The sequence below is a fragment of the Alicyclobacillus tolerans genome, assembly GCF_900142255.1.
GTDB classification, from domain to species: domain Bacteria; phylum Bacillota; class Bacilli; order Alicyclobacillales; family Alicyclobacillaceae; genus Alicyclobacillus_I; species Alicyclobacillus_I tolerans.
Genome location: NZ_FRAF01000009.1, coordinates 1 through 20853 on the forward strand (window position 1 = coordinate 1; position 20853 = coordinate 20853).

A 20853-nucleotide genomic window follows, 5' to 3' on the forward strand; every position below is an offset into this window, starting at 1 on the left:
AAATACCAGTAGAACTGTGGTACGAACAATTTTCTGACTCGACTCTAGCAGACGCTGTGCTGGACCGCCTAGTCCACGACGCATACAAGATTCAACTGAAAGGGGAGTCGATGCGAAAACTACTGAGTGGGGTAAAAAACGCTCCTGAGGGAGACAAAACTGTTGCAACGAACTAAGAAATTTGTTTAATTCAAAGTAATCCCACATGGACGAACGGAAAGTGTCCAAGAGTTTCCGGACTCACTGTCCAAGACTTTTCGGAACGACTGTCCACGACTTTCCGGATTCAGTGTCCAAAAGCCCCGGAATATGCACATATCACCAATGCTCATAAAAAATGGAGCGATATAAAATCTATCAGCAAGTATTTCTAAGTGTGGATATGCTAGTATATTGTGGCGATTTCCAATATTTTTATAGTTGTCAAGGGCATAATGGAATGCAGAAGACAAGATGGGCATGGCTCCGTGATTGATAATAATTTCCAGGAAATGAAGCGATGCGCCGACTGCAATAAGAAAAAACCTGGGATTTTTAGGTTGTGAATCAGAAAGATCAGGGTGAGCCAGAAAAAATAGAGTTCCTAATTCTATGAAATAAAGAGGAAGCGATGGAATACGTCAATTTTTTTTCTCTTTGTTTAATAAAAACATTGCAGGCAAACCACGGTGAGATAGTTGAAGCCAAGTGTGAGTGTTGGAAACCTACCGATTATCTACATCAAGAAAGTCACATACCTGATTGTACATACAAAGAATAAAAATGGGTTGCTGTCTGAATCCATGAGAATTGCTCGGCTCGAACACGTGCTGAGTGAGATAAAGTTTGACGTAAGCGAGGATGGTTGTAGAGTAATTGAATAGCGCTGACAAATTCCTCTGGATATTGAGGTTTGTCAATCAGTATTCCAGTTTCTTCAGTAACGAGTTCAGGTATGCCACCGATACGACTTGCTATGACTGGGAGACCACTAGACATTGCTTCCAAATTAACCATGCCGAATGCCTCATCCTGTTGAGAAGGGCAGACAAAAATATCTGTTTCGCGGTAGAGAACAGGTAATTGAGATGGGGAGACAAAACCTAACTTTTGGACAGGTAAGTTTTCGGCCAGTGCTTCTATCTCACGTCCATATTTTTTTTCCCAGGGTGGAGTTCGTCCAGCTACCGTCAATTGAATAGGTAAGTTATAACTGCCAAGGATGTGCAGAGCTTGAAGCAATACGTGTAAACCTTTTTGACGAATGATACGTCCTACAAATAATAAACGTAAAGTATGGGGGTTGCGTGAAACGGAGGAGAAAAGTGCATCATTCTCCATACGAGGGAAAAATTTTTCAAGGTTAACACCCGGATAAATGACGTTGGCTTGCCAATTTTTTTCTTTCAATTCGAATCGTTTGGCGATAGTTTCTTTCAAGTAAAGACTATTAACGATTACATGATCGGCATTGCATAGAATATCTTTCATTTCTGCTTGACTTTTATGGCGCGGTTGTAAAAAGGTTGTTGAATGTAAATTTAATAGAATTTTGCTGTTAGGGAATTTATGGCGAATCAAGGGAATCAGAAGGGGGCGATTTTCAATTTGAATCCAATCGGGTTGTACTTGTTGCAGAATGCGTAGAGTCTGTTTTCGGTAGGCATCGCGATCCAAGGAAAGTTTAATTCCTTCGAGTTTTTTTCCTGGCGCAATGATTTCATAGTCTTGAAATCCTATTTGTTGAAAAGCATGACTCAACGAATCGATATAGATTTGTACCGAACCTCCACGTAATGGAGGAATAGGCAATCCTTCTGGAGCTACAATCGCCACTTTCAACGAAAATCCCCCTTGTATCTCAAAATAAATCAACTTCCAGAAAACATTTTTAACCCATGTAACTATGTCGTCGTTCAATTTCAAATGGTTCCGGGCCAATTGGCCTATACAGACTATGAAGGATAGGCATATTTTAGGTCGACGAGATTGGGGGAGGTTGCCAATATGTTGATTGTCATTACGGGTCAAGTGCCTAATCCTTACATGCATCCTCGTCGAGCGCTCGCTTATCAATTTCTTTCTGATGAAGCAAGTCGGGAAGAAAAAGAATTATTTTTCTTAAAGCCAGATCATTCGATGAATGGGCAGAACCGTTCTAAGTTTTGGATGCTATCTGGGCAGGAGAATCTGGCTATCGATGATCATTCGCTGCAAGCATTGCACCCTGTCTTCTATGATTTTATGTATCTTTCTGACTTGCGTTTGGCACGTTCTTCATACCGTGATTTACTACAGGATATTCGTTCAAGAAATTTCCCCCTTTTTAATCCCGAGATGCCGGGTAAAGAAAAAATATTTCGTTTTTTAAGTGAAAGCGCTCCATTATCGGAACAATTACCTATGACCATCTTTGATGTTACGCCCAAAAAAGTTTTGCGTCTTCTAAAGGATATGCCTGAATTATGGCTAAAACCCGTTCATGGTTCAGGGGGAAGAAATTCAGTTTTTGTGCAGTATCTAGGACATGACGACTTTCACATTGTTACAGAACAGTTTTGCGGGCAACAAATGGATTCTATGGTCAATCGGTATCAGTTAGAGAGTTTGCTTCGTTTGGCAGTGCAAGAACGTCGATATTTGGCTCAAGCACATGTACCTTTATTAAAGACAGAAAATCAATGTACAGCTGACTTGCGTATCACTTTAGTACGCAATCGTCAGGGCGACTGGGAGGTTGTGGCTTCCACTGGTAGAACTAGTCGTGCCCACTCACTTTTTACGAATTATCATGCAGGAGGCAAAGCAGTATCGTTGACCTATCCATCAACAGAAGCAAAAGTTTGGTTGCAATCTGTAGGTATGACTTTGGACGATGTTTATCGTGCTCAACAATTTGCCTCTCATGTGGCGCAAAGATTGCAAACCAATTTGCCTCACTTAGGTGTTCTTGGTATGGATATAGGTCAGACCAAAAGTGGTTCCCAATATGTCTATGACTGCAATGGTCGACCGGGTAGAGATATATTGAACGATTTAGAACTGGAGCGATACATGCGGTCCGTGGTCGGTTTTGCTTGTTGGCTTCAAGAGAAATTCTATTCTGAAGCCAGTCAGAATAATGCCCAGTCATCTAGAATCTTGATGGCCTTTAAGCGCGATTCCCAAGATTGTTTAAGAATAGAGAAGCTTTGAGAAGTAGATTGGATCTTCTTATGCTGGCTGGCTACAAACCAAGCTTCCCTAGGAAGTCGAAAGAGAGCCGCAATGATTTGTTTTTGACTCATATTGAGCGGATGTTCTTGTTCGTAACCATTTAACATGGATATAAGTAAGGTTGGAGAAAAATTTGTCGTATTGGCTAAAGCTTTAACTAATTCTAACAGTGACCAATCGATTTTCGTCTGTTCCCAATCGATGAGACAAATATCTGCTTCACGGCGAATGGTATTCGGTTTTGTCACATCCCCATGGATCCATGTGGGATGAGAAAGGGAAAAGTCAAGTTCATTACTTAAACTGCGTTTATCCAAGATAGAAAACGTTTCGCTGCTAAGCTTTTTGAGAATGGATGCATGTTGTTGAAACCAAATTTGTATGTCTGATCTCGTCGATTGTACATAAGGCAAATTTTGATCGATAAACTTTGCATGTAATTTACGTAGTTTTAGAAGTGTATTTTTACAAGATAACCTTCTTTCAGGAGTAGGTAATCGGTGCAGTTTTCCCAAAGCTTCTCCTAACAAGTGACAGTCAAATGGATGGCCAGTAAGTTGTTTTCCGGCTACCCACTCGCTGACATAAAATATTTGGTTAGCGTACCTTGTGTAGAGTTTACCGTCTGGTTGTTGAATCAATTTTGCCATATGCGGATAACCGAGATTTTGAATACTTAGAATTCGCTTTAATTTGGCTTCCAGTTGTTGAGAATTTCCTCCGTAAGGTTTTACCAAGAAAGTGCCTTGTTGAGTCTGAATTTGATAGGCAGCGTTTTTTTTATATAAAGAAGGACATACGCGATAACTCAGCAACTGGAAACCATACGTTTGACTAATATGATTCAAGCAGACAAAGACAGTGTTCTTTTGGGAGATAGATGTTTTCATTCGCTTCTCCTCATAGAATTTATATTTGATCGAGTCTTCGAGGTTGCACAAAACCTGCTCTTTCACCGCGCGAATGAATGAGAAGCGATATAGCCTCTATATGATCGCCAATAATTAAATGTTTAAGAAAAGAGCCATGGCGAGCGGAATGAAGCTTGGCACGATATCGATTGCGTTGAATCACATCTACAAATCGAACAGGCTCTATTTTCAAATCGGATAAAATAGCACGAACCTGAGCTTTCGGTGGAACAGCAAGGTCTTCTACAGAAATCACATTTAAAACCCGACCACGGATGGCGTGGGGTACGGCCGTCATGGAACAGGCACCCAGATGAGGACAACCGAGTACCAAGTTAAGAAATGATTTCATGGTGGTAACAGCGTCTCTTTTCGCGATTGTTGAAATTCCGCTGGAAAGATCGTTCAATGCAATATCTGCTCCTGCTTCGATTGCTTCGAGAAAAGGAACCAATTCTTCTGCAGGAACAGCAAAATCGCTATCTACAAAAAGAATGCCTTCAGATGATTGGGCTAAAGATGCACCAATGGCGCGGCCCACGTCATGGCCAAGGGGCATTGTAAAAGACTGAACGTGTGCACCGTTTTGTTCAGCCACCCTTGCAGTGTGATCGTCTGAGCCATTTTCGATGACGTAGATGTCGCTGACTTTAGTTTTGAATAGTTCTCGAATAACTTCAGGAAGAGTTTTTTCCTCATTGCTTGCTGGCACGACGGCAACCCATTGGTGCGAATCATGGGAACTTGACTCTTCGATGAAATCTCGTCGGCGTCTGTCAGCATAACCTCCACGTTCACCTTTTTGTCGGATAATTTCTGCAAATGCTTCAACGTGATCGCCCAATATAACATCTTGCATATGATAACCATCTCTATGGGTTGCTCTGCGGCGATTGCGAATTCTAACATTGATATAAGTAGGTGCGGTAATTTTGAGTCCAGCCAGTACAGCTTTGGTTTGAAAGAGAGGCGGTACAGCCAAAAATTTTGCACCGATTTTTTGAATAGCACTTTTCCGGACAGCATGAGGAACTGCCGTTAGGGAAGCTGCCTGAAGATGGCTCATGCCAAGTGCTATGTTTAAAGCTCTTTTCGCTACAGCGGTTGGATGGTGGAAATATCGACTGCTTTTTAATGGATAGCGATTGAGAGCGATGTCAGCACCCTGACGCAGAGATTGGACCAATGGCTGTAATTCTTCGATTTTCCATACGATATCGGCATCTAAAAAAAGTATATATTCACAGGAAGCTAGCTTGGCACCAATAGCACGCCCAGTGTCTGGTCCAAGTGGTTCAGGATAGGAAACAACCAAGGCGCCAGCATGATTGGCGATTTGTTCAGAATTATCCGTACAGCCATTAGCGACCACAATAATCTCTTTAACGGCTTTCCACTGTTTGAGGGTTTCTAAATTTTTCCTCAATCGTTCTTCCTCATTACGAACTGGAAGTATAACACTGATTGCTAATGTTTTGGATTGGTATCCAGATAGTTGGTTAGGTGTCCGGCGTTTAGCCAGCACACGGGTTGATGGTAATGAGCGCAATACCATGCCCCCCTTTACAATGGCTGTTTCACAGCATATGAACCGTGGGAAACACTGGTGAGTCTGAATAAAAAGGTCAACCACAATCTTTCATGTGTGCGCATATACAGTGGGAGTGGCTCGCAAAGATTCTTATGGAAGCGGAGGCATGACCGTGAGTCGTTGGCAAGTGTTTGAACAGAATTTTCCATTTGTTGTGCAATCATTTCGGAAGGTCAGAAAAGGGGTTTATCGCGTAAAAACCACTACGTCCGGAACACTTTGCGTGAAACTTCTCGATGGACCTACTGAACATGTCTATCATGTGGTAGATATACTTCTACATTTGCGCGATCGCGGTTTTGCTAAAAGTCCTCGACTTTTCTCCAGCCGGCGGGGGGAATGGGTCTTTCGCAATCATCAAAAATATTATCTTGTCACTCCCTGGATTTCCGGCAGACAACCTAATTTTCAGCGCTTTGTTGAATGGCGTGATGCGATACAAACATTGGCTCAATTTCATCAATCTGCAGAGCAATTTCAATCGCCATGTATTCCTGCCGAAAAGATCAGATATCATGATATTTTTCAGAAAATAGAAAGCGCAGAGAAGATTTTGTGCAAGTTGGAGGCCAAACCATCGATAGATTTTTCATTAGATGGATTAAGAAGCATTTTGCTCAAAGCGGTGGAACAAGTTGAACATCCCGAAATTTTAACGGCTATCGAGCAAGAACAACAGATGGGAGCATTCATTCATGGGGATTATAATTATCCTAATCTAGTTTTCCAAACAACAGGTAGCCTGCAATTGATTGATTTTGATAATACATCTATGCAGAATCGAATGATAGATCTTGCCCACCTTTTGCATCGGAGCGCTACATGGGATGCTCAACGGATGATAGAGGCTATCAAAATTTATCAGCAAATTCGACCTATTTCAAACTATGACAGACGATTTTTGTTTACGCTTCTGCATATTCCGTATCCATTGGTTCGTTGGTATTTCATACAAAAGCGTCATGTTAGTCATCGCCCCGCTCCTTTGCTCTCTTCTCAAACAGCCGTATACTATAGTGAAAAATTAGAAAAAGAGTTACTTTGAATGATGAAAAATTCGCCTCAAGAACTCATCCATATAGAGATCAAAATAGGTCAGCCCATCGGCTGACTTCTTACAAGAGGCACTAAATTTTGGGCGATGACACGATGTCCCAAGTTGTTAGGATGAACTGGTGCTATAGGGCTAGTTAACACATCTTGAATTTTTCCATTTCGATAACCATAGATGAGTTCGGCCTGTCGACCAGCAAACCAGGTATGACATGGTGCTACACTCGTCTGCATTCGACTGGCTACAGAGAGTGTTGCAGTATTTAGAGCTTCAATAGTTTCACTAGCAATTGGAGAGTTTGGAAATGGATTGTATTGCGTGCAAACAATAATCTGGGCTCTACTGATTTGTCGAATCATTTGAAGAAGAGCAGCTAAACTTTGGCTATAACCAACCAAGGCCTTATGGATGGCAGAACGTGGGGCACCGCCAAGGATTTGTCTGGCGGCGTCGACCAAATTATCTCCGCCTACCCATAGACTGACGACTTTTGCTTGCTCTAGATAAACAGGGGAATGGTTGGTTACATAATAGAATAAGTCCTGGCTGGTCCATCCGGGCTCAGCTAAGACTTCGCCATTCCAGATGGAGCGTCGTTGAGAAAGCATAGATGTTACGAGACTTGGATAGGCAAGCGACCAGGAAGAAGCGCATTCTCCGGCAGTGATGGAGTCGCCTAAGGCTATATATAATGACATCTCAATTCGCCCCCTTCACAATCAATGATGCTGAAATATCAAATGAAAAAAGATGCTCTAAAGTTGTGTTCAGGTGTCTATTTTGCTAAAAAAGTGCGCTTGGAAAGGTGGAGAAAGCATTGCGTGTCATGAAAGTCATTGTGCGGCGTTTGGCGATGAAATTGCGTCAGCCATTTGTAACCTCTTATGGTGTGGAACAAGAAAAAGATGTACTGCTATTGGAAGTTCAAACGGAAACACCGAAGAGCGGGTTTGCAGAATGTGTGGCTATGCCCTCTCCTTATTACAATGAAGAGACAACAGAAACGGCCTTGTATATAATCAGTAAATTTCTAATACCGCTGATATGGCGGATGGAGTGGCAAAGCCGCGAAGATTTGTGGACTACCCGCTTTGCCTTTCGTTCTGTTCGTCATCACGAGATGGCCAAGGCTGCTTTGGAAATGGCTGTATGGGATGCATTTGCAGCAGAGTATCAACAACCCATATCCCAATTGCTGGGTGGTGTGAAGAAGGAAATTCCAGTAGGGATTAGTGTGGGGATTGAAACTTCGTTGTCTCACCTGTTAAAACAGGTAGGGAACTATGTGGAACAAGGATATCAGCGTGTCAAATTGAAAATTCAACCTGGTTGGGATTATGTTCCTCTCCAAGCGCTTCGAAGTGCATTCCCGCGATTACAGTTACTTGCCGACGCGAATAGTGCCTATCGGTTAGAGGATGCAGAACAACTGAAGCAATTGGATTCCTTGGGGCTTGTCATGATAGAGCAGCCGTTAGAACCGGATGATATACTTCACCATGCGCAACTGCAGGCAAAATTAGACACTCCTATTTGTTTGGATGAAAGTATTCGGAGTGCCAGTGATGTAAAAAAAGCGGCAGAAATGGGTGCCTGTAAAGTGATCAATTTAAAACCTGGGCGAGTGGGTGGATTTGCTGAATCTATAGAGATTCACAATATCTGTGTAGATAATGGACTTGAGCTTTGGTGCGGGGGAATGTTCGAAACCGGGATCGGGCGCTTGCATAATATTGCCTTGACCTCTTTGCCGGGATTCACTCTGCCGGGCGATACATCACCGAGTGACCGTTATTTTGAACGAGATATTATCAATCCGCCTGTAGTGTTTTCACGTCCAGGATTTTTATCTGTCGATCCGTTAGTTGGTGTTCAAGAGCGGATAGATTGGTCTGAAATCGAGCGCTCGCAGGTTTCGAAGTATGTGTTTGAACGTCCTGAAATTTGACTTCGCTAGACTTGTTTGTCATCCATCCTCAATTGAAAGGTCACCAGCCTTCCCATTTTATGAGTCGATTGGAGGCTGGTGACTGGTTATCAATCTAAGTGTGACAGGAACGACACCTGCCGTTGAGTTTGGTCAGTTTAATCTTGAAGATCAGTTGGGGCTGCTTCTGCTAGATGAAGTGCCTCGGCAATACGTTGTCCGTACTCTTGGTCAGCCTTGTAAAAATGTCCAATCTGACGAAGTTGAATGTTTTTTTGTGCTTGACCCAGCGATGCGGCAATATTGTCAATTAAATCGGTTTTTTCGCTTTCTGGTAACAGGCGGTACAAATCTCCAGCTTGAGTATAAAACTGGTTTTGTGGATAAGCGTACGATCCGCTCAAACCCTGTAAGGACAAGCCTGGTTCGCTAGCTGCTGGGTCTTGTTTGGGACCGTGAAAACTGTTCGGCTCGTAGTAAACAGAATCTCCGCCATTACCGTCTACACGCATGGCACCGTCGCGCTGGTAGTTTGTTACAGGTGACAGAGGACGATTCACTGGCAATTGCGTATGATTGATGCCGAGTCGGTAACGATGGGCATCTGCATAAGCAAAGAGCCGCCCTTGTAACATTTTGTCTGGAGAAAAAGTAATTCCAGGAACTACATTGGCTGGTGAGAAAGCTGCTTGTTCAATTTGAGCGAAGTAATTATCTGGATTGCGGTTCAACACAATCCGTCCCACAGGGATTAAAGGATAATCTTTTTGGGATATGGTTTGAGTGACATCAAAAACATCAAAGCGATAGTTTCTGGCTTCGTCGAATGGAATGATTTGTACCCATACAGACCATTCAGGGTATTCTTTGCGTTGAATGGATTCGAACAAATCGCGTGTAGAATAATCCGGATCTTCTCCCGCTAATTGTACAGCTTCATGGCGTCGCCAATTCTCGATACCTTGTTCTGTACGGATATGATATTTAACCCAAACACCCTGTCCAGCCTCATTAACCCATTGAAAAGTATGACTTCCATATCCATGCATGTGTCTATAGGTTCGAGGAGTACCGCGATTGCTGAAGAGAATGGTTACTTGATGGATGGATTCTGGTGACAGTGACCAAAAATCCCATATAGCATCAGGATTCTTGCAATTCGTCACAGGATGGCGCTTTTGTGAATGAATAAAGTCTGGGAATTTTAGTGGATCTCGAATAAAGAAAACCGGTGTGTTGTTACCAACGAGATCATAATTACCTTCTTCTGTATAAAATTTAATGGCAAATCCACGGGGATCCCGTTCAGTGTCAGCAGAACCTTTCTCTCCAGCCACAGTGGAGAAACGAATCAAGACAGGAGTGCGTTTGCCAACTGTGGAGAGAAATTTTGCTCGGGTAAACTCTGATACATCATGAGTAACCTCAAAATATCCAAAAGCACCTGCCCCTTTTGCGTGGACGACTCTTTCAGGAATTCTTTCACGGTTAAAAGCAGCCAATTTCTCAATAAGATGAACGTCTTGCATGAGGATAGGACCTTGGTAGCCTGCGGTTTGCGAATTTTGATTGTCAGCCACGGGGGAACCAGTTGCAGTTGTTAGTCTATTTTCGCTCAATTCAAACACCTCTTTATATGAATTTAAACTAAGTTTAAATCTATAGATTTTTAGTGTCAAGTTAAAAATCCCATGAGGCTATGACGATGAAAGGACAAAATTTTTAGTCTCAAATAAAAACATTGTTTATAATCTAAGATGACGCTTTCAAAATAGATGAGAGGAGAGTGAAGTTGTTGCGTCGGACTCGTTATCGATGGGTCATAATATTTCTTTTATTTTTTATCACAGTGGTCAACTATATTGACCGTTCAGCAGCATCGTATGCTGCATCTGATTTCATCAAGGAATTTCATATCAATGCAGCGGTTCTTGGTGGGGTTCTTGGAGTCTTTTCTATTGGTTATATGATCACGACATTTTTTGGCGGAATTTGGGTTGATAGGGCGGGAGCCCGTTGGGTCTTGACCATCTCATCGATTGTTTGGTCCATTGCCATGGGATGGACGGGATTGGCGACCTCTTTGACGACCCTGTATCTCGCCCGTTGGTTGCTTGGGTTAGCGGAAGGTCCAAATTTTCCAGCCATGAATCGGGCAGTCGGAGATTGGCTTTCCAAACGGGAGCGAGCTATAGCGTTGTCTAATTCGCTTGTGGCTGTTCCTATAGCTTTGGCCATTGGTGCTCCTATTGTTACGCAGCTGCTGATTCATACTTCCTGGCGTACGACTTTTATTATTCTTGGTATCGTCGGTCTGATTTGGGTACCAGTCTGGTTTCTCTTATTCCGTGATTTTCCCGAACACAGTCGACGAGTGAATCGTTTGGAATTAGAACATATCCGTGATGGGGAGCAAGTGAAAAGCGGATCGGAAAAAGAAATGCGTAAACAACAGAGGCAAAGCGTCAAGGGGATTTGGAAATTTTTATTAACCAATCCCACGCTACTTGCCAATGATTGGGCCTTTTTTGTCTTTGGGTATTATCTCTTCTTCTTTATGACCTGGTTGCCACAATATTTAGGCAGAGTGTATCACTTAAAGCTGGGGAGTATTGGGCTATTTGCTATTTTGCCATGGTCATTGGCTGCAATACTCCTCTATGGATTAGGTTATCTGTCCGACCGAGTACTGAAAAAAACAGGTAGTTTGCGCAAGGCTCGCAGCCATCCAATTTGGATTTCTCAGTTGCTAGCCGCCATTTGTATTTTGCCGATTATTTACACACATACACTGTGGGTAGCCATCTTGTTTATCTCTTTGGCGGTTGGGTTTGGTATGAGTTCTAATTCCACTTTTTATGCCATTAATGTTGACGTAGCTGCTGAACGCACAGGTACGGCTTTGGGTGTCATGGATACCTTTTTTGCTATATCTGGTTTTGTAGCGCCTTGGATTACAGGTGTTGTCGTACATGCGACCGGACACTTTACCGATGCTTTCTGGTTACTTTTTATTCTTGCCCTCACTTCGGTATTGGCGGTTCTTCTTTTCCATCACCCTGATAAACAAAAGACGCTGAAAGAACGTAGTGAATTGAATTAAAAAACAAAGGGGCTGAAAAGCCCCTTTGTCAAAATATGCAAGTCTTATGTTATTCTGCGTCGTCTTCGCTTTCGTCAAGCAAATCTTCATTGTAGGCATCTACAACTTTTTGCCATTCTTCATCGGATTCAATATCTGCCAAGACCATTTGGTCGCCATCTTCGCCATCTATACGGAAGATAACGCCTTCTTCCAAATCTTCGTCAACAGGGAGCAATACCGCGTAGTCTCTACCGTCTACGGTTAGCACTTCACCCAGAATAAAATTGTGCTCTACGCCATCCTCGTCTTCAAGGACAATGATTTCTTCATCCAATTCGTGTTCATGGTCATGTTGATGTTCGTCAGCCATTATCATCCTACTTTCTGCCTTAAGGCAATTAACTGCTGTAGAATACCATTTGCTTTCTGAAATCGTCAATCTTTCTTAAATGTATACGGCTCTGTAAGTGGACGAGCCATCTGTTTTCCAATTTGCTCCAGAAGATTTTCCACATTTTCGGCTGATTTTTGTAATAAGACAGCTTCTGGTTCGCTATCCAACTCCTGTTTTACAGATTCCAATGTTTTGAGCATATTTGCCATATGAATAGCTGGAACTCCACGTGCTTGCAACTCAGCTATTTGTTCCGTCAAGTCTTGAAACTGTTGAAGTAACTTACGAGCTTTGGGATTGTTCTGCAGCTTGGCTTCTGCTTCTTGATATGCTTTCACTTCATCAGATTCCAAAATCGCATCTGCTAATTCTTCAGTTAAACTGAGAAGTTCCACCATATCTACAGGTTTTGGAGAGTTCATCGCATTTATTCGCCTATCTTTACATGGTGATCGTGCAATTCGTTATATTGCTTAAAAGGCGCGGTAGGTTTATTTTCAATAACATCTCCCACTATGCCGAGCAATATAGCCAAAACAACCAGCACGCTCAGAACAATATAAGAATGTGCCAGAAGACCAACCAGCACGGCTGCAAACATTGCTGAAAAAATGAGATATCGCAAACGGCGTGTTTTTTGCATAGGATTTGCTTCCTCCCATACTACCCTGATTTCAGATCTCTTATGCTTTTGACCTAGCAAATGACTTTCCATTTAAAGAACAATATCAAAAAGAGATTGTGTGATTCAAATTTGGTGAAAAAAAGGATGCGACAAATAGAATTTTGTCTCATCCTTAGAGTAACAGAAAAATGGCTTGTCCGGTAATCTTTTTTTAGACAGAAAGACGTCCGGAAAGAAAATTCGCGAGGGAATAAGCTTCATGGGTGTCAATATCAAACAATTCCACCAATAGTTCAGGGTCTTCAGCTTCATTTGCGTCTAAAATAGCTATTCTCCGCGTTTGAAGACAAGCCACTAATTTTTTGCCATAAAAATGTGCGGTGCGAGTGATAACAAAATCAAGACGGTCTTTTTCCCCTATATATCCAACGTATCGAGTTTCAGTGGATTCAAGTTCTTCATACATCAAAGCGTCATCCTGCACCAAGTGAAAGCCTCCTTATGGCGGGCTAGATGAGGTTTCTCAAAAAATAGGACTTTGAAATCTTTGAGCGATTTCATGAAATTTCTTATGAAACCTCGGCAAATCAGAAAAGTTTTGAACATTGACTATTCTTTACTGAAATAAGTCGTATCCCAAGCCCGCTTCTAGGAACACTCAGCAAACGGAGTTGATGACCTGTATTAAAATTTGTCAGGTAAACGACCGTGACTTGGCACATTCTCCTGTTCATTCAGCCATTGCAACTCTTGAACCGCTTTTAAAAAAGCCTGCCTGTCACGAGCATCCAGTGCAGCATCAATTTTTTCTTGCAACATTAGACGTTTTCTGTGACGTTCGGAAATTTCTTTTAAAACCTGTGTCACTTCTTCAGGAACAGGCAATTCCGGAAGATTGACAAATAAGTAGAGTGTCTGTTTGCTTGGCAAAAAAGTTTGCAGATGTTTCAAAATATCATCGGGATTGCTTGACTTTTGTAGCTTTCCGTTGTCTGGAATCCAAGCAATCATGCCATGCCGTCCTAAAATCAAGAGTGGAACATTTTGTAAAATAATTTGTGTGGGTTCTATCTGTTGAAAGTATTGACTGAGTATATCCACCACGGGTTCAGCGCCGTTTGGCAACAATTTTGATTTTAGCTGGAGCAACTCGTCTTGAGGAATCATATCAATCACTCCTTACAACAGAAGTCGCTGTGACATTTTTTTATTGTATGATTCAGACTCATCCCATTGCTGGGCAAACGACGTATGCATGTAGATTGGGTGGTCTTTATTCTAACAAAAAGTCGCGGAATAAAGAAGAGAGAAGAAAAATTGGAAATCAGATTCTTCTGAATTCCGTTTGGAATATCCACCATATCCATGAATCGCCAGAGAAAAGTAGCGCTAAGGCGGTCATACTACCTGCAGGAGGGAGAGGCCGTGAGGGACTGGGTCTATTTTGCTGGGCTTTACGATTCAAAGTTTGAAGCGTATTGCGCAGTGATGTGGGTAGAAGCCGATGAGCGCATTCGTGGTACAAAGCGGCCCGGCGAAGTTCAAGTTTATCAAACGAAGCGTGGTAAATACGGTGTCCGATTTCGCGAAGAAGGCGCAACCTTTTAAGGCTGTCTTTGCAATGGCAGTACCACGATTTCCTTCCTGGAAAACTGAGCGGGTATTCGAAGAGTCTAACCGAATGACTCTCGAACTAACCCGCTCTTTTGTTTGATATCAGTTGGCAATCATAATCTATTGTGGAACGTGAAAAAACCTCCAACTTTTGGTCATCAGGTTGGAGGAGATTTTTCAGGTCAATGTTCCTCAAAATCCTCATTCAGTTTAGGAAAGCCAAGTTTCACTATATGTTCCTTGATGTTGATGGTCTTCCCGAGAATGAGAAGCATTTTGATATTGAGTGCGATCGCGATTTTGTTTTGTTTCTTGATGTTGTTGGTTGCCTTTATCGGTATTTTGTGCTTGGCTGGAGGTTGTAGCTTGAGCATTGGCTGACTGAGACGGCTCTTGAAACAAGCGATCGGCAACGTGCATCAAAGGGCACCAGCCCAGCACGCCTTCCGCAACCTTCATTGCCCCAATCGAAGCTGCTACAGTACTCATCATTCCTCTTTTGCGTCCACCAGATGCTGCGGCCAGAGTAATGATTCCAGCCACCATACGCGAGTAACGGCTGGGTATGGATAGATTCTGCTGCATAGTCGTCCCTCCACACAATTGAATTTTGTCCTTTTGTAATGTGCTCTTTTTGTGGACGATCTATCAATAAAGCGTTTTGAAAAATTGGATTGATTTGGATAGCTAATAGTCATGTCATCGTTTAAAGATTTTTTGACTTTGACTGACCTTGACGAAAAACAATTTTCCTGTCATACTGAATGCCGAGCAAGAAAAAAGTCGAAGCTAAAATTCAGTGAGGACCTAAGGAGGTTCGAGTCATGAGCCTAATTCCATACGTCATTGAACAGACCAGTCGGGGTGAGCGAAGTTACGATATCTATTCTCGGCTGCTAAAAGACCGTATTATATTGCTCGGAAGCCCCATTGATGCGGATGTTGCTAATTCCATTGTCGCTCAACTGCTCTTTTTAGCGGCGGACGATCCGGAAAAAGACATTCATATGTACATTAACAGCCCAGGTGGTTCTGTGACGGCTGGACTAGCTATATTTGATACCATGCAGCATATTAAACCGGACGTCTCCACTATGTGTGTGGGGATGGCGGCCAGTATGGGTGCAGTTCTTTTGGCAGCAGGTGCAAAAGGCAAACGATACGCCCTGCCCAATTCTGAGGTGATGATTCACCAACCGCTGGGCGGAGCCCGTGGTCAAGCTTCGGATATCAAAATTCACGCAGAACATATTCTTAAAACAAGACAGCGTCTCAATCAAATTTTGGCCGAACGGACTGGTCAACCTCTGTCTGTTATTGAGAAAGATACAGATAGGGACAATTTTTTAAGTGCTGAAGAAGCTAAAGCATACGGATTGATTGACGAAGTGGTTGTGCGTAAATGAGTCAAGTGTCCTATGCGGCCTGGATGCGTCATCAACTTTTGGGCTGGTCTAACGGATATTATCGTCATTATGCCAAAATTGGTGGAGTGGCGGCGGATTTTTTTACCGCCAGCCACTCCGTGTTGTTTGCCGAAGTGATTTTCCGTTTTTGCGAACAATGGGTAACTGAAGAAAAGTTAAAAGATTTTCAAATCGTTGAATTTGGTCCCGGCGAGGGATATTTAGCTTATTACCTCATATCCAACTGGGCAGAGCGCCTGCAGCACATTCCTCTTTACTATCAATGCGTTGAACCTTCGCCACGTTTACGCCAACACCAGGAAGAACGCCTTCGTCCTCTGCAAGGCAGGGGAAATGTCTATATTTCATTTTCTACTCCCTTTGAAGTATTAAAAAATCGATCAACATTGGTATTGGCTAATGAAGTACTGGATGCTTTACCAGTTGAGAGAGTCAAGAAAAGTTCAGATGGATGGTACAGGGCTTATGTGAATTTGTCCAATGAACAACCAGCTGTCGATATTGACTGGCGAAAAGCGCCTGGTTGGCTCGCTATACTTTGTGAACGTTGGCTCCCTATCCCGGTAGGCGCTTACGGGGAATTTTGCCCGGAATTGTGTACATTGCTTGCGCAAATGTGTCACTTGGCGCATCAAGGACGCTGTCTTCTTTTTGACTACGGTATCACTTCTAGGGATTGGGCTTCTGGTGCTTATCCTGAAGGTACGTTGCGCGGCTATCGTCAGCATCAATTAGTAGATATAAGCAAGGATTCATCTTTCCAGGGAGATTGGACAGCAGATGTTCATTGGGATTATGTCAATCATTTGGTACGCAGATTGGGTTTTGCCAGTCGCATGCAGACACAGGCAGAATTTCTTCTAGAGGGCGGATTATTAGAAATTATTGAAATGCAGCAAAAAAATTTGTCGGAATTCAGTGCTTATCAGATGCGAAATGAAGCTAAGCGATTACTTTGGCCAGGAGATATGGGCGAACGATTCAGTGTGATGACGATTGAACCCATAAAAAAATACACATAAACGTGTCACAATTTTTATGGATCATCTATTTAATATGTCACAAAAGGAGCGAGATATGATATATAATAAGGTTGAGGGCTCAATTTGATGCGTAAAGGAGCGTTTCAACCATGACTTTGCGGGTTGCTATCAATGGTTTCGGCAGAATTGGGCGAATGGTGTATCGTCGCGCAATGGAAACCGAAGCATTTCATGTGGTGGCTGTCAACGGCACGGCTGATTCGGAAGATTTGGCCCATTTGCTAAAATACGATTCTGTACACGGAACATGGAAGCAACCGCTTCAAGTTCAAGAAGATGGATGGACAGTAGCCGGCAAAAAAACACAGATTTTTTCAACGAGATCGATTCAAGACCTTCCTTGGGGAGATTTAGGGATAGATATAGTCATTGAGGCTACAGGCGCTTTTCGCCACTACGCAGGCGCGGTACAACATATTGAACAAGGAGCGCGCCGCGTATTGATTACAGCTCCTGCTAAAGGGACGCCAGGAGCGGACATGACACTGGTTCTTGGAGTCAATGAGCATATGTATCACCCTGACCGTCATCGCGTTGTATCGGGTGCTTCTTGCACAACCAATGCTCTAGGACCACTTGCCAAAGTTCTGCATGATGCGTTTGGCATTCGCCACGGTCTCTTAACAACCATTCACGCTGTAACGAACGATCAAAACAATTTAGATAATCCTCATAAAGATTTGCGTCGTGCTCGCGCAAGTCATGAATCCTTAATTCCAACAACAACAGGTGCTGCCAAAGCTATAGGTTTGATTCTGCCAGAACTGCAGGGGCGAATGGATGGAATTTCCGTGCGCGTACCAGTTCCCAATGTTTCTTTGGTTGATCTCGTTGCTACGCTCGATTCGGCAGTGACAGAGAATGATGTGCATCGTGTGCTTGAGGAATCGTCACTCGGTTCGCTGCGAGGTATTCTTGGCTATACAGAAGATCCGCTGGTTTCCATTGATTTTAATGGAGACAGCCGATCATCTATAGTTGATGCAGAAATGACAAAAATTTTGGCGGGTAATATGGTCAAGGTATTAGCCTGGTATGATAACGAGTGGGCATACGCCTGCCGGATGGTTGAAACGGCTCTGTTTATGGGAGGGGCTTCCCGCGCCGAGGTCGAGCGTGTACGGCGGGGGGATGGTTTTTTAAGGGGTGCAGAGGTGTTGCCAGTCTTATCTTGATGGCTGGGTCGAAAGGTTGCGCGTCAAGGATAGAATCGCAGGGAATGGTACAATAGAAGGGCATGCTTCAATGCATGTCCTTTCTGCGCTTGGCTTCTTAATTTTAGAAGCGAAACTAAGGACCTTGACGGAGGTTATCATCTTTGTCGACATTCTATTTGGACAAAGCGGCCACTACGCCAGTTGCCAAAGATGTATTAGATGCGGTCATTACATCTTTAGATAAATTTGGGAACCCTTCGAGTTTGCATCGATATGGCTTAGAGGCTGAAGAGTTACTTAACGGATCGAAAAAAGAAGTTAGCCAGTTGCTGGGTTGGTCAGCCGGGGATTGGATTTTTACTGGGAATGGGACAGAATCCAATAATCTTGCTATTTTTGGTACGGTTCAATCATGGCAGGAAAAGGGAGGGCACATTGTCAGTACGGCTATAGAACATCCCTCTGTGATCCAGCCGCTGCGGCAATTAGAAGCGGCTGGATGGCAGATTACATTTGTGCCCCCGAATGCCGACGGAGATGTGGAGATCGATTCGTTGCTTGCGGCACTGACACCGCAGACGAGGCTGGTTACTCTTATGCATGTCAATAACGAAACAGGAGCAATGTTGCCAGTGGCTGAGATGGCAGAAGCCATTCGGTCGAGGGAGAAAATTACTTTACATGTGGACGCAAGCCAATCCTTTGGCAAGTTGCCAGATAATCATTTTCAATCGTTTCAAGCCCATCTGCTCACCATATCGGGACATAAAATAGGAGCTTTTAAAGGAATTGGTGGATTGTGGGTAACGAGGAAGCGTTTGCTTCGCCCTATGGTGTTGGGTGGAGGTCAACAGCAGGGGTTGCGTTCGGGTACAGAAAATGTGCCGGGGATTGTTTCGCTTGGTGCCGCAGCTAAACGTGCTAAACGCCTGGCACGGGAAGACTGTATGAAACGTGCTTGGCAGATGCATCAGCAACTTGCAGAATCATTAGCAGTTGCAGGATGGAAAATAGCTCTGCCAAAACATAAGTCGCCCTATATTTTAATGGCGTCAATGCCTGGGCTGCCTGCTGAAGCTCTTGTGCATGCCTTTGAACGGGATGGATTGTTTGTTTCTACGAGCAGTGCTTGTTCTTCGCGAGACACTCAAAAAGGCAGTCAGGTATTACGTGCTATGGGGTGGACCAAAGCTGAAATGGCCGGGGCTATTCGTTTTTCCTTCTCGCCAGAAGATGAGTTTTCTGTGGATGATCTCGTTCGTATTGTCATGGAACATACTTCTTGGGTAAAAAAAATGGCAGGAGGACCCCGATGAATGAGGTTGTGTTGCTGATCCGTTATGGAGAGATTGCCAACAAAGGCAATAATCGCAGTCAATTTGAGCGACTTTTACAGCAAAGAATTCAAACTCAATTATTTGAATTCGCCAATGTGCGAGTGAGTCGACTTTCTGGAAGAATGGTGGTGCGTTGTTCCAGACAAGATTTGCCGAAGATCGAAAGAGAACTTCATAAAGTGTTTGGTATTGTGGGGATGGCTAGAGCCATCTCCGTACCATTGCAATATCAAACCATTTTGCAAGCAAGTCGGGAGTATGCGATTGAGGAATTGTCTGGGGATCGTTTTACGACTTTTAAAGTCGAAGTTAAAAGAGCTAATAAACAATTCCCAGTGCAAAGTCAAGAGTTAGCCCGCCAGATTGGCGGCGAAATGCTCAGAGCCAACTCTCGACTTCAAGTGGATGTGCATCATCCAGATATAGAGTTTCATGTAGAATTGCGGGAAAACGAAGCCTTTTTATATCACCATTCAATTCCAGGACTGGGTGGATTGCCAACAGGGATGAGCGGACGAGCAGGATTGCTTTTATCCGGCGGTATCGATAGTCCGCTGGCTGGCTGGTATGCTTTAAAACGTGGACTTGAGATATTGCCCATCCACTTTCATAGTCAACCGTTTACAAGTGAGCGTGCCATGCAGAAAGTATGGACGCTTGCTGGTAAATTAGCTGCTTTTGGTGCAGAGACTACGCTCTATACTCTGTCTGTAACGGAAATACAGGCTGCCATTCGCCGTGAATGTCCGTCCATGTTACATACAATACTTTTACGACGCATGATGTTGCGGTTGGCCGAAGCCGTCTGTCGTGAGGAACAATGTTTAGCGTTGGTGAGTGGCGATTCACTTGGGCAAGTAGCTTCACAGACTCTCGAAGCACTTTACGCGCAAGATGAAGTGTTGCACATGCCTATATTTAGACCGTTGATCATGATGGATAAAGTACAAATCATTGATGAGGCGCGAAAGATTGGAACGTATGAAACCTCGATTCTTCCTTATGATGATTGTTGTACGCTCTTTGCGCCCAAAAATCCCAAAACTCGTCCCAGTCTTTTTGAAATACAACGTGCCGAAGCTCATCTTTCCATAGAAGATTTGCTCAAAGACGCGCTTGCTACGACAGAGAAACGTTCCATATGTTCTATCGATTAAAACAGGCAAGTTTGATGCACATTAAACGTTGAGGTACAGGATTCAACTGTCCGACGTTTGAGGTGAATAACCGTGGGAATATGGAAGAGAGCACGTAAGACCTATCGGTTTTGGAAGCGGACAAGCAGGTGGGTTACGCCCATTTTTGTCCGTTTAGTCCTGCCTGTGGCAGAAAGAAAGATAAGCGGTTATATCAAAAGTCGTTTGGGGATCAGGAACCGATTTCAATGGCGTGTTGTTAAAGCGGGCGATCCGATTCTTTGGAAACGTTATGGTTGGAGAAAAACGGGTCAAGAAAAAAAGCCATAATTTTTTTGGAGATCTTTTCTTTTCACT

General features: G+C 43.4%; 24 protein-coding genes. 12 read left to right on the forward strand and 12 right to left on the reverse strand.

Features of this window, described 5'->3' with window-relative positions; translation table 11 throughout:
* The first annotated feature begins 2 nt into the window (after positions 1-2).
* Positions 3-176 (forward strand): ATP-binding protein, encoded by a 174-nt coding sequence (locus tag BUA75_RS06210; RefSeq protein WP_444861023.1) that lies wholly within the window; start codon positions 3-5, stop codon positions 174-176.
* A gap of 9 nt (positions 177-185) precedes the next feature.
* On the opposite strand, the gene BUA75_RS16520 is transcribed toward BUA75_RS06210, so the two are convergent.
* Together BUA75_RS16520 and BUA75_RS06215 are read right to left on the reverse strand one after the other, a co-directional pair.
* Complete coding sequence (locus tag BUA75_RS16520; protein WP_165611964.1) at positions 186-617, reverse strand: DUF5317 family protein; 432 nt, start codon at positions 615-617, stop codon at positions 186-188.
* A gap of 112 nt (positions 618-729) precedes the next feature.
* Positions 730-1815 carry a glycosyltransferase family 4 protein gene (locus tag BUA75_RS06215; RefSeq protein WP_242650260.1) on the reverse strand — a complete coding sequence of 362 codons (1086 nt, stop codon included), beginning with the start codon at positions 1813-1815 and terminating at the stop codon, positions 730-732.
* A gap of 171 nt (positions 1816-1986) precedes the next feature.
* Between BUA75_RS06215 and BUA75_RS06220 the strand changes: the two genes are divergently transcribed.
* Complete coding sequence (locus tag BUA75_RS06220; RefSeq protein WP_072873742.1) at positions 1987-3174, forward strand: YheC/YheD family protein; 1188 nt, start codon at positions 1987-1989, stop codon at positions 3172-3174.
* Here BUA75_RS06220 and BUA75_RS06225 read toward each other — a convergent pair.
* Complete coding sequence (locus BUA75_RS06225) at positions 3093-4085, reverse strand: aminoglycoside phosphotransferase family protein (protein WP_072873743.1); 993 nt, start codon at positions 4083-4085, stop codon at positions 3093-3095. The genes BUA75_RS06220 and BUA75_RS06225 overlap by 82 nt on opposite strands.
* A gap of 19 nt (positions 4086-4104) precedes the next feature.
* Positions 4105-5661: a glycosyltransferase family 2 protein gene (locus BUA75_RS06230; protein ID WP_083574135.1), complete on the reverse strand. Its 1557-nt coding sequence runs from the start codon at positions 5659-5661 to the stop codon at positions 4105-4107.
* Positions 5662-5809: 148 nt separating this feature from the next.
* Here BUA75_RS06230 and BUA75_RS06235 point away from each other — a divergent pair, with 148 nt between their 5' ends.
* Entirely contained in the window at positions 5810-6742 is a 933-nt protein-coding gene (locus BUA75_RS06235; protein WP_072873744.1) for a phosphotransferase, read from the forward strand.
* A gap of 50 nt (positions 6743-6792) precedes the next feature.
* Here BUA75_RS06235 and BUA75_RS06240 read toward each other — a convergent pair whose 3' ends face one another.
* Complete coding sequence (locus BUA75_RS06240) at positions 6793-7449, reverse strand: SGNH/GDSL hydrolase family protein (protein WP_072873745.1); 657 nt, start codon at positions 7447-7449, stop codon at positions 6793-6795.
* 128 nt (positions 7450-7577) lie between these two features.
* On the opposite strand from BUA75_RS06240, the gene menC reads away from it, so the two are divergent.
* Positions 7578-8699 (forward strand): o-succinylbenzoate synthase, encoded by a 1122-nt coding sequence (gene menC, locus BUA75_RS06245; protein WP_072873840.1) that lies wholly within the window; start codon positions 7578-7580, stop codon positions 8697-8699.
* 137 nt (positions 8700-8836) lie between these two features.
* On the opposite strand, the gene BUA75_RS06250 is transcribed toward menC, so the two are convergent.
* On the reverse strand, positions 8837-10297 hold the full coding sequence (locus BUA75_RS06250; RefSeq protein ID WP_072873746.1) for a catalase: 1461 nt from the start codon (positions 10295-10297) through the stop codon (positions 8837-8839).
* A 176-nt stretch (positions 10298-10473) separates the two neighbouring features.
* Here BUA75_RS06250 and BUA75_RS06255 point away from each other — a divergent pair, with 176 nt between their 5' ends.
* Complete coding sequence (locus BUA75_RS06255) at positions 10474-11781, forward strand: MFS transporter (RefSeq protein WP_072873841.1); 1308 nt, start codon at positions 10474-10476, stop codon at positions 11779-11781.
* Positions 11782-11830: 49 nt separating this feature from the next.
* On the opposite strand, the gene BUA75_RS06260 is transcribed toward BUA75_RS06255, so the two are convergent.
* From BUA75_RS06260 to BUA75_RS06280, 5 genes are all read right to left on the reverse strand, one after another.
* Positions 11831-12133 (reverse strand): DUF1292 domain-containing protein, encoded by a 303-nt coding sequence (locus BUA75_RS06260; protein ID WP_072873747.1) that lies wholly within the window; start codon positions 12131-12133, stop codon positions 11831-11833.
* A 65-nt stretch (positions 12134-12198) separates the two neighbouring features.
* A complete protein-coding gene (locus BUA75_RS06265; RefSeq protein ID WP_083574138.1) occupies positions 12199-12579 on the reverse strand; it encodes a YlbF/YmcA family competence regulator in 381 nt (126 codons plus the stop codon).
* Positions 12580-12584: 5 nt separating this feature from the next.
* Positions 12585-12800, reverse strand: coding sequence for a hypothetical protein (locus BUA75_RS06270; RefSeq protein WP_072873748.1), 216 nt, complete (start codon positions 12798-12800; stop codon positions 12585-12587).
* A gap of 193 nt (positions 12801-12993) precedes the next feature.
* Positions 12994-13266: an SAV0927 family protein gene (locus BUA75_RS06275; RefSeq protein ID WP_203114404.1), complete on the reverse strand. Its 273-nt coding sequence runs from the start codon at positions 13264-13266 to the stop codon at positions 12994-12996.
* 200 nt (positions 13267-13466) lie between these two features.
* The gene (locus BUA75_RS06280) at positions 13467-13949 is read right to left on the reverse strand and encodes an IDEAL domain-containing protein (protein ID WP_072873749.1); all 483 of its coding nucleotides are present in this window, start codon (positions 13947-13949) and stop codon (positions 13467-13469) included.
* A gap of 258 nt (positions 13950-14207) precedes the next feature.
* Between BUA75_RS06280 and BUA75_RS06285 the strand changes: the two genes are divergently transcribed.
* A complete protein-coding gene (locus BUA75_RS06285; protein WP_072873750.1) occupies positions 14208-14390 on the forward strand; it encodes a hypothetical protein in 183 nt (60 codons plus the stop codon).
* A 216-nt stretch (positions 14391-14606) separates the two neighbouring features.
* Here BUA75_RS06285 and BUA75_RS06290 read toward each other — a convergent pair whose 3' ends face one another.
* Positions 14607-14981, reverse strand: a complete 375-nt coding sequence (locus BUA75_RS06290) for a YgaP family membrane protein (protein WP_072873751.1) — start codon at positions 14979-14981, stop codon at positions 14607-14609.
* A 239-nt stretch (positions 14982-15220) separates the two neighbouring features.
* Between BUA75_RS06290 and clpP the strand changes: the two genes are divergently transcribed.
* The 6 genes from clpP (at position 15221) to BUA75_RS06320 (ending at position 20826) form a co-directional block, all read left to right on the forward strand.
* Positions 15221-15802, forward strand: coding sequence for an ATP-dependent Clp endopeptidase proteolytic subunit ClpP (clpP, locus tag BUA75_RS06295; RefSeq protein WP_072873752.1), 582 nt, complete (start codon positions 15221-15223; stop codon positions 15800-15802).
* On the forward strand, positions 15799-16845 hold the full coding sequence (locus tag BUA75_RS06300) for an SAM-dependent methyltransferase (protein ID WP_072873753.1): 1047 nt from the start codon (positions 15799-15801) through the stop codon (positions 16843-16845). The genes clpP and BUA75_RS06300 overlap by 4 nt, the downstream gene beginning before the upstream one ends.
* A gap of 110 nt (positions 16846-16955) precedes the next feature.
* On the forward strand, positions 16956-18041 hold the full coding sequence (gene gap / locus BUA75_RS06305; RefSeq protein WP_072873754.1) for a type I glyceraldehyde-3-phosphate dehydrogenase: 1086 nt from the start codon (positions 16956-16958) through the stop codon (positions 18039-18041).
* Positions 18042-18184: 143 nt separating this feature from the next.
* A complete protein-coding gene (locus BUA75_RS06310; protein WP_072873755.1) occupies positions 18185-19339 on the forward strand; it encodes a cysteine desulfurase family protein in 1155 nt (384 codons plus the stop codon).
* The gene (thiI, locus tag BUA75_RS06315; RefSeq protein WP_072873756.1) at positions 19336-20517 is read left to right on the forward strand and encodes a tRNA uracil 4-sulfurtransferase ThiI; all 1182 of its coding nucleotides are present in this window, start codon (positions 19336-19338) and stop codon (positions 20515-20517) included. The genes BUA75_RS06310 and thiI overlap by 4 nt, the downstream gene beginning before the upstream one ends.
* Positions 20518-20589: 72 nt before the next feature.
* Positions 20590-20826: a hypothetical protein gene (locus BUA75_RS06320; protein ID WP_072873757.1), complete on the forward strand. Its 237-nt coding sequence runs from the start codon at positions 20590-20592 to the stop codon at positions 20824-20826.
* The last annotated feature ends 27 nt before the right edge of the window (positions 20827-20853 follow it).

What these genes read in the sequence shown, in the direction of transcription:
- BUA75_RS06220 (WP_072873742.1), top strand. Translation starts at nt 1,987, where the DNA reads ATGTTGATTGTCATTACGGGTCAAGTGCCTAATCCTTACATGCATCCT.
- BUA75_RS06225 (WP_072873743.1), bottom strand. Translation starts at nt 4,085, where the DNA reads ATGAAAACATCTATCTCCCAAAAGAACACTGTCTTTGTCTGCTTGAAT.
- BUA75_RS06230 (WP_083574135.1), bottom strand. Translation starts at nt 5,661, where the DNA reads ATGGTATTGCGCTCATTACCATCAACCCGTGTGCTGGCTAAACGCCGG.
- BUA75_RS06240 (WP_072873745.1), bottom strand. Translation starts at nt 7,449, where the DNA reads ATGTCATTATATATAGCCTTAGGCGACTCCATCACTGCCGGAGAATGC.
- menC (WP_072873840.1), top strand. Translation starts at nt 7,578, where the DNA reads ATGAAAGTCATTGTGCGGCGTTTGGCGATGAAATTGCGTCAGCCATTT.
- BUA75_RS06260 (WP_072873747.1), bottom strand. Translation starts at nt 12,133, where the DNA reads ATGGCTGACGAACATCAACATGACCATGAACACGAATTGGATGAAGAA.
- BUA75_RS06265 (WP_083574138.1), bottom strand. Translation starts at nt 12,579, where the DNA reads ATGAACTCTCCAAAACCTGTAGATATGGTGGAACTTCTCAGTTTAACT.
- BUA75_RS06270 (WP_072873748.1), bottom strand. Translation starts at nt 12,800, where the DNA reads ATGCAAAAAACACGCCGTTTGCGATATCTCATTTTTTCAGCAATGTTT.
- BUA75_RS06280 (WP_072873749.1), bottom strand. Translation starts at nt 13,949, where the DNA reads ATGATTCCTCAAGACGAGTTGCTCCAGCTAAAATCAAAATTGTTGCCA.
- BUA75_RS06290 (WP_072873751.1), bottom strand. Translation starts at nt 14,981, where the DNA reads ATGCAGCAGAATCTATCCATACCCAGCCGTTACTCGCGTATGGTGGCT.
- clpP (WP_072873752.1), top strand. Translation starts at nt 15,221, where the DNA reads ATGAGCCTAATTCCATACGTCATTGAACAGACCAGTCGGGGTGAGCGA.
- BUA75_RS06300 (WP_072873753.1), top strand. Translation starts at nt 15,799, where the DNA reads ATGAGTCAAGTGTCCTATGCGGCCTGGATGCGTCATCAACTTTTGGGC.
- gap (WP_072873754.1), top strand. Translation starts at nt 16,956, where the DNA reads ATGACTTTGCGGGTTGCTATCAATGGTTTCGGCAGAATTGGGCGAATG.
- thiI (WP_072873756.1), top strand. Translation starts at nt 19,336, where the DNA reads ATGAATGAGGTTGTGTTGCTGATCCGTTATGGAGAGATTGCCAACAAA.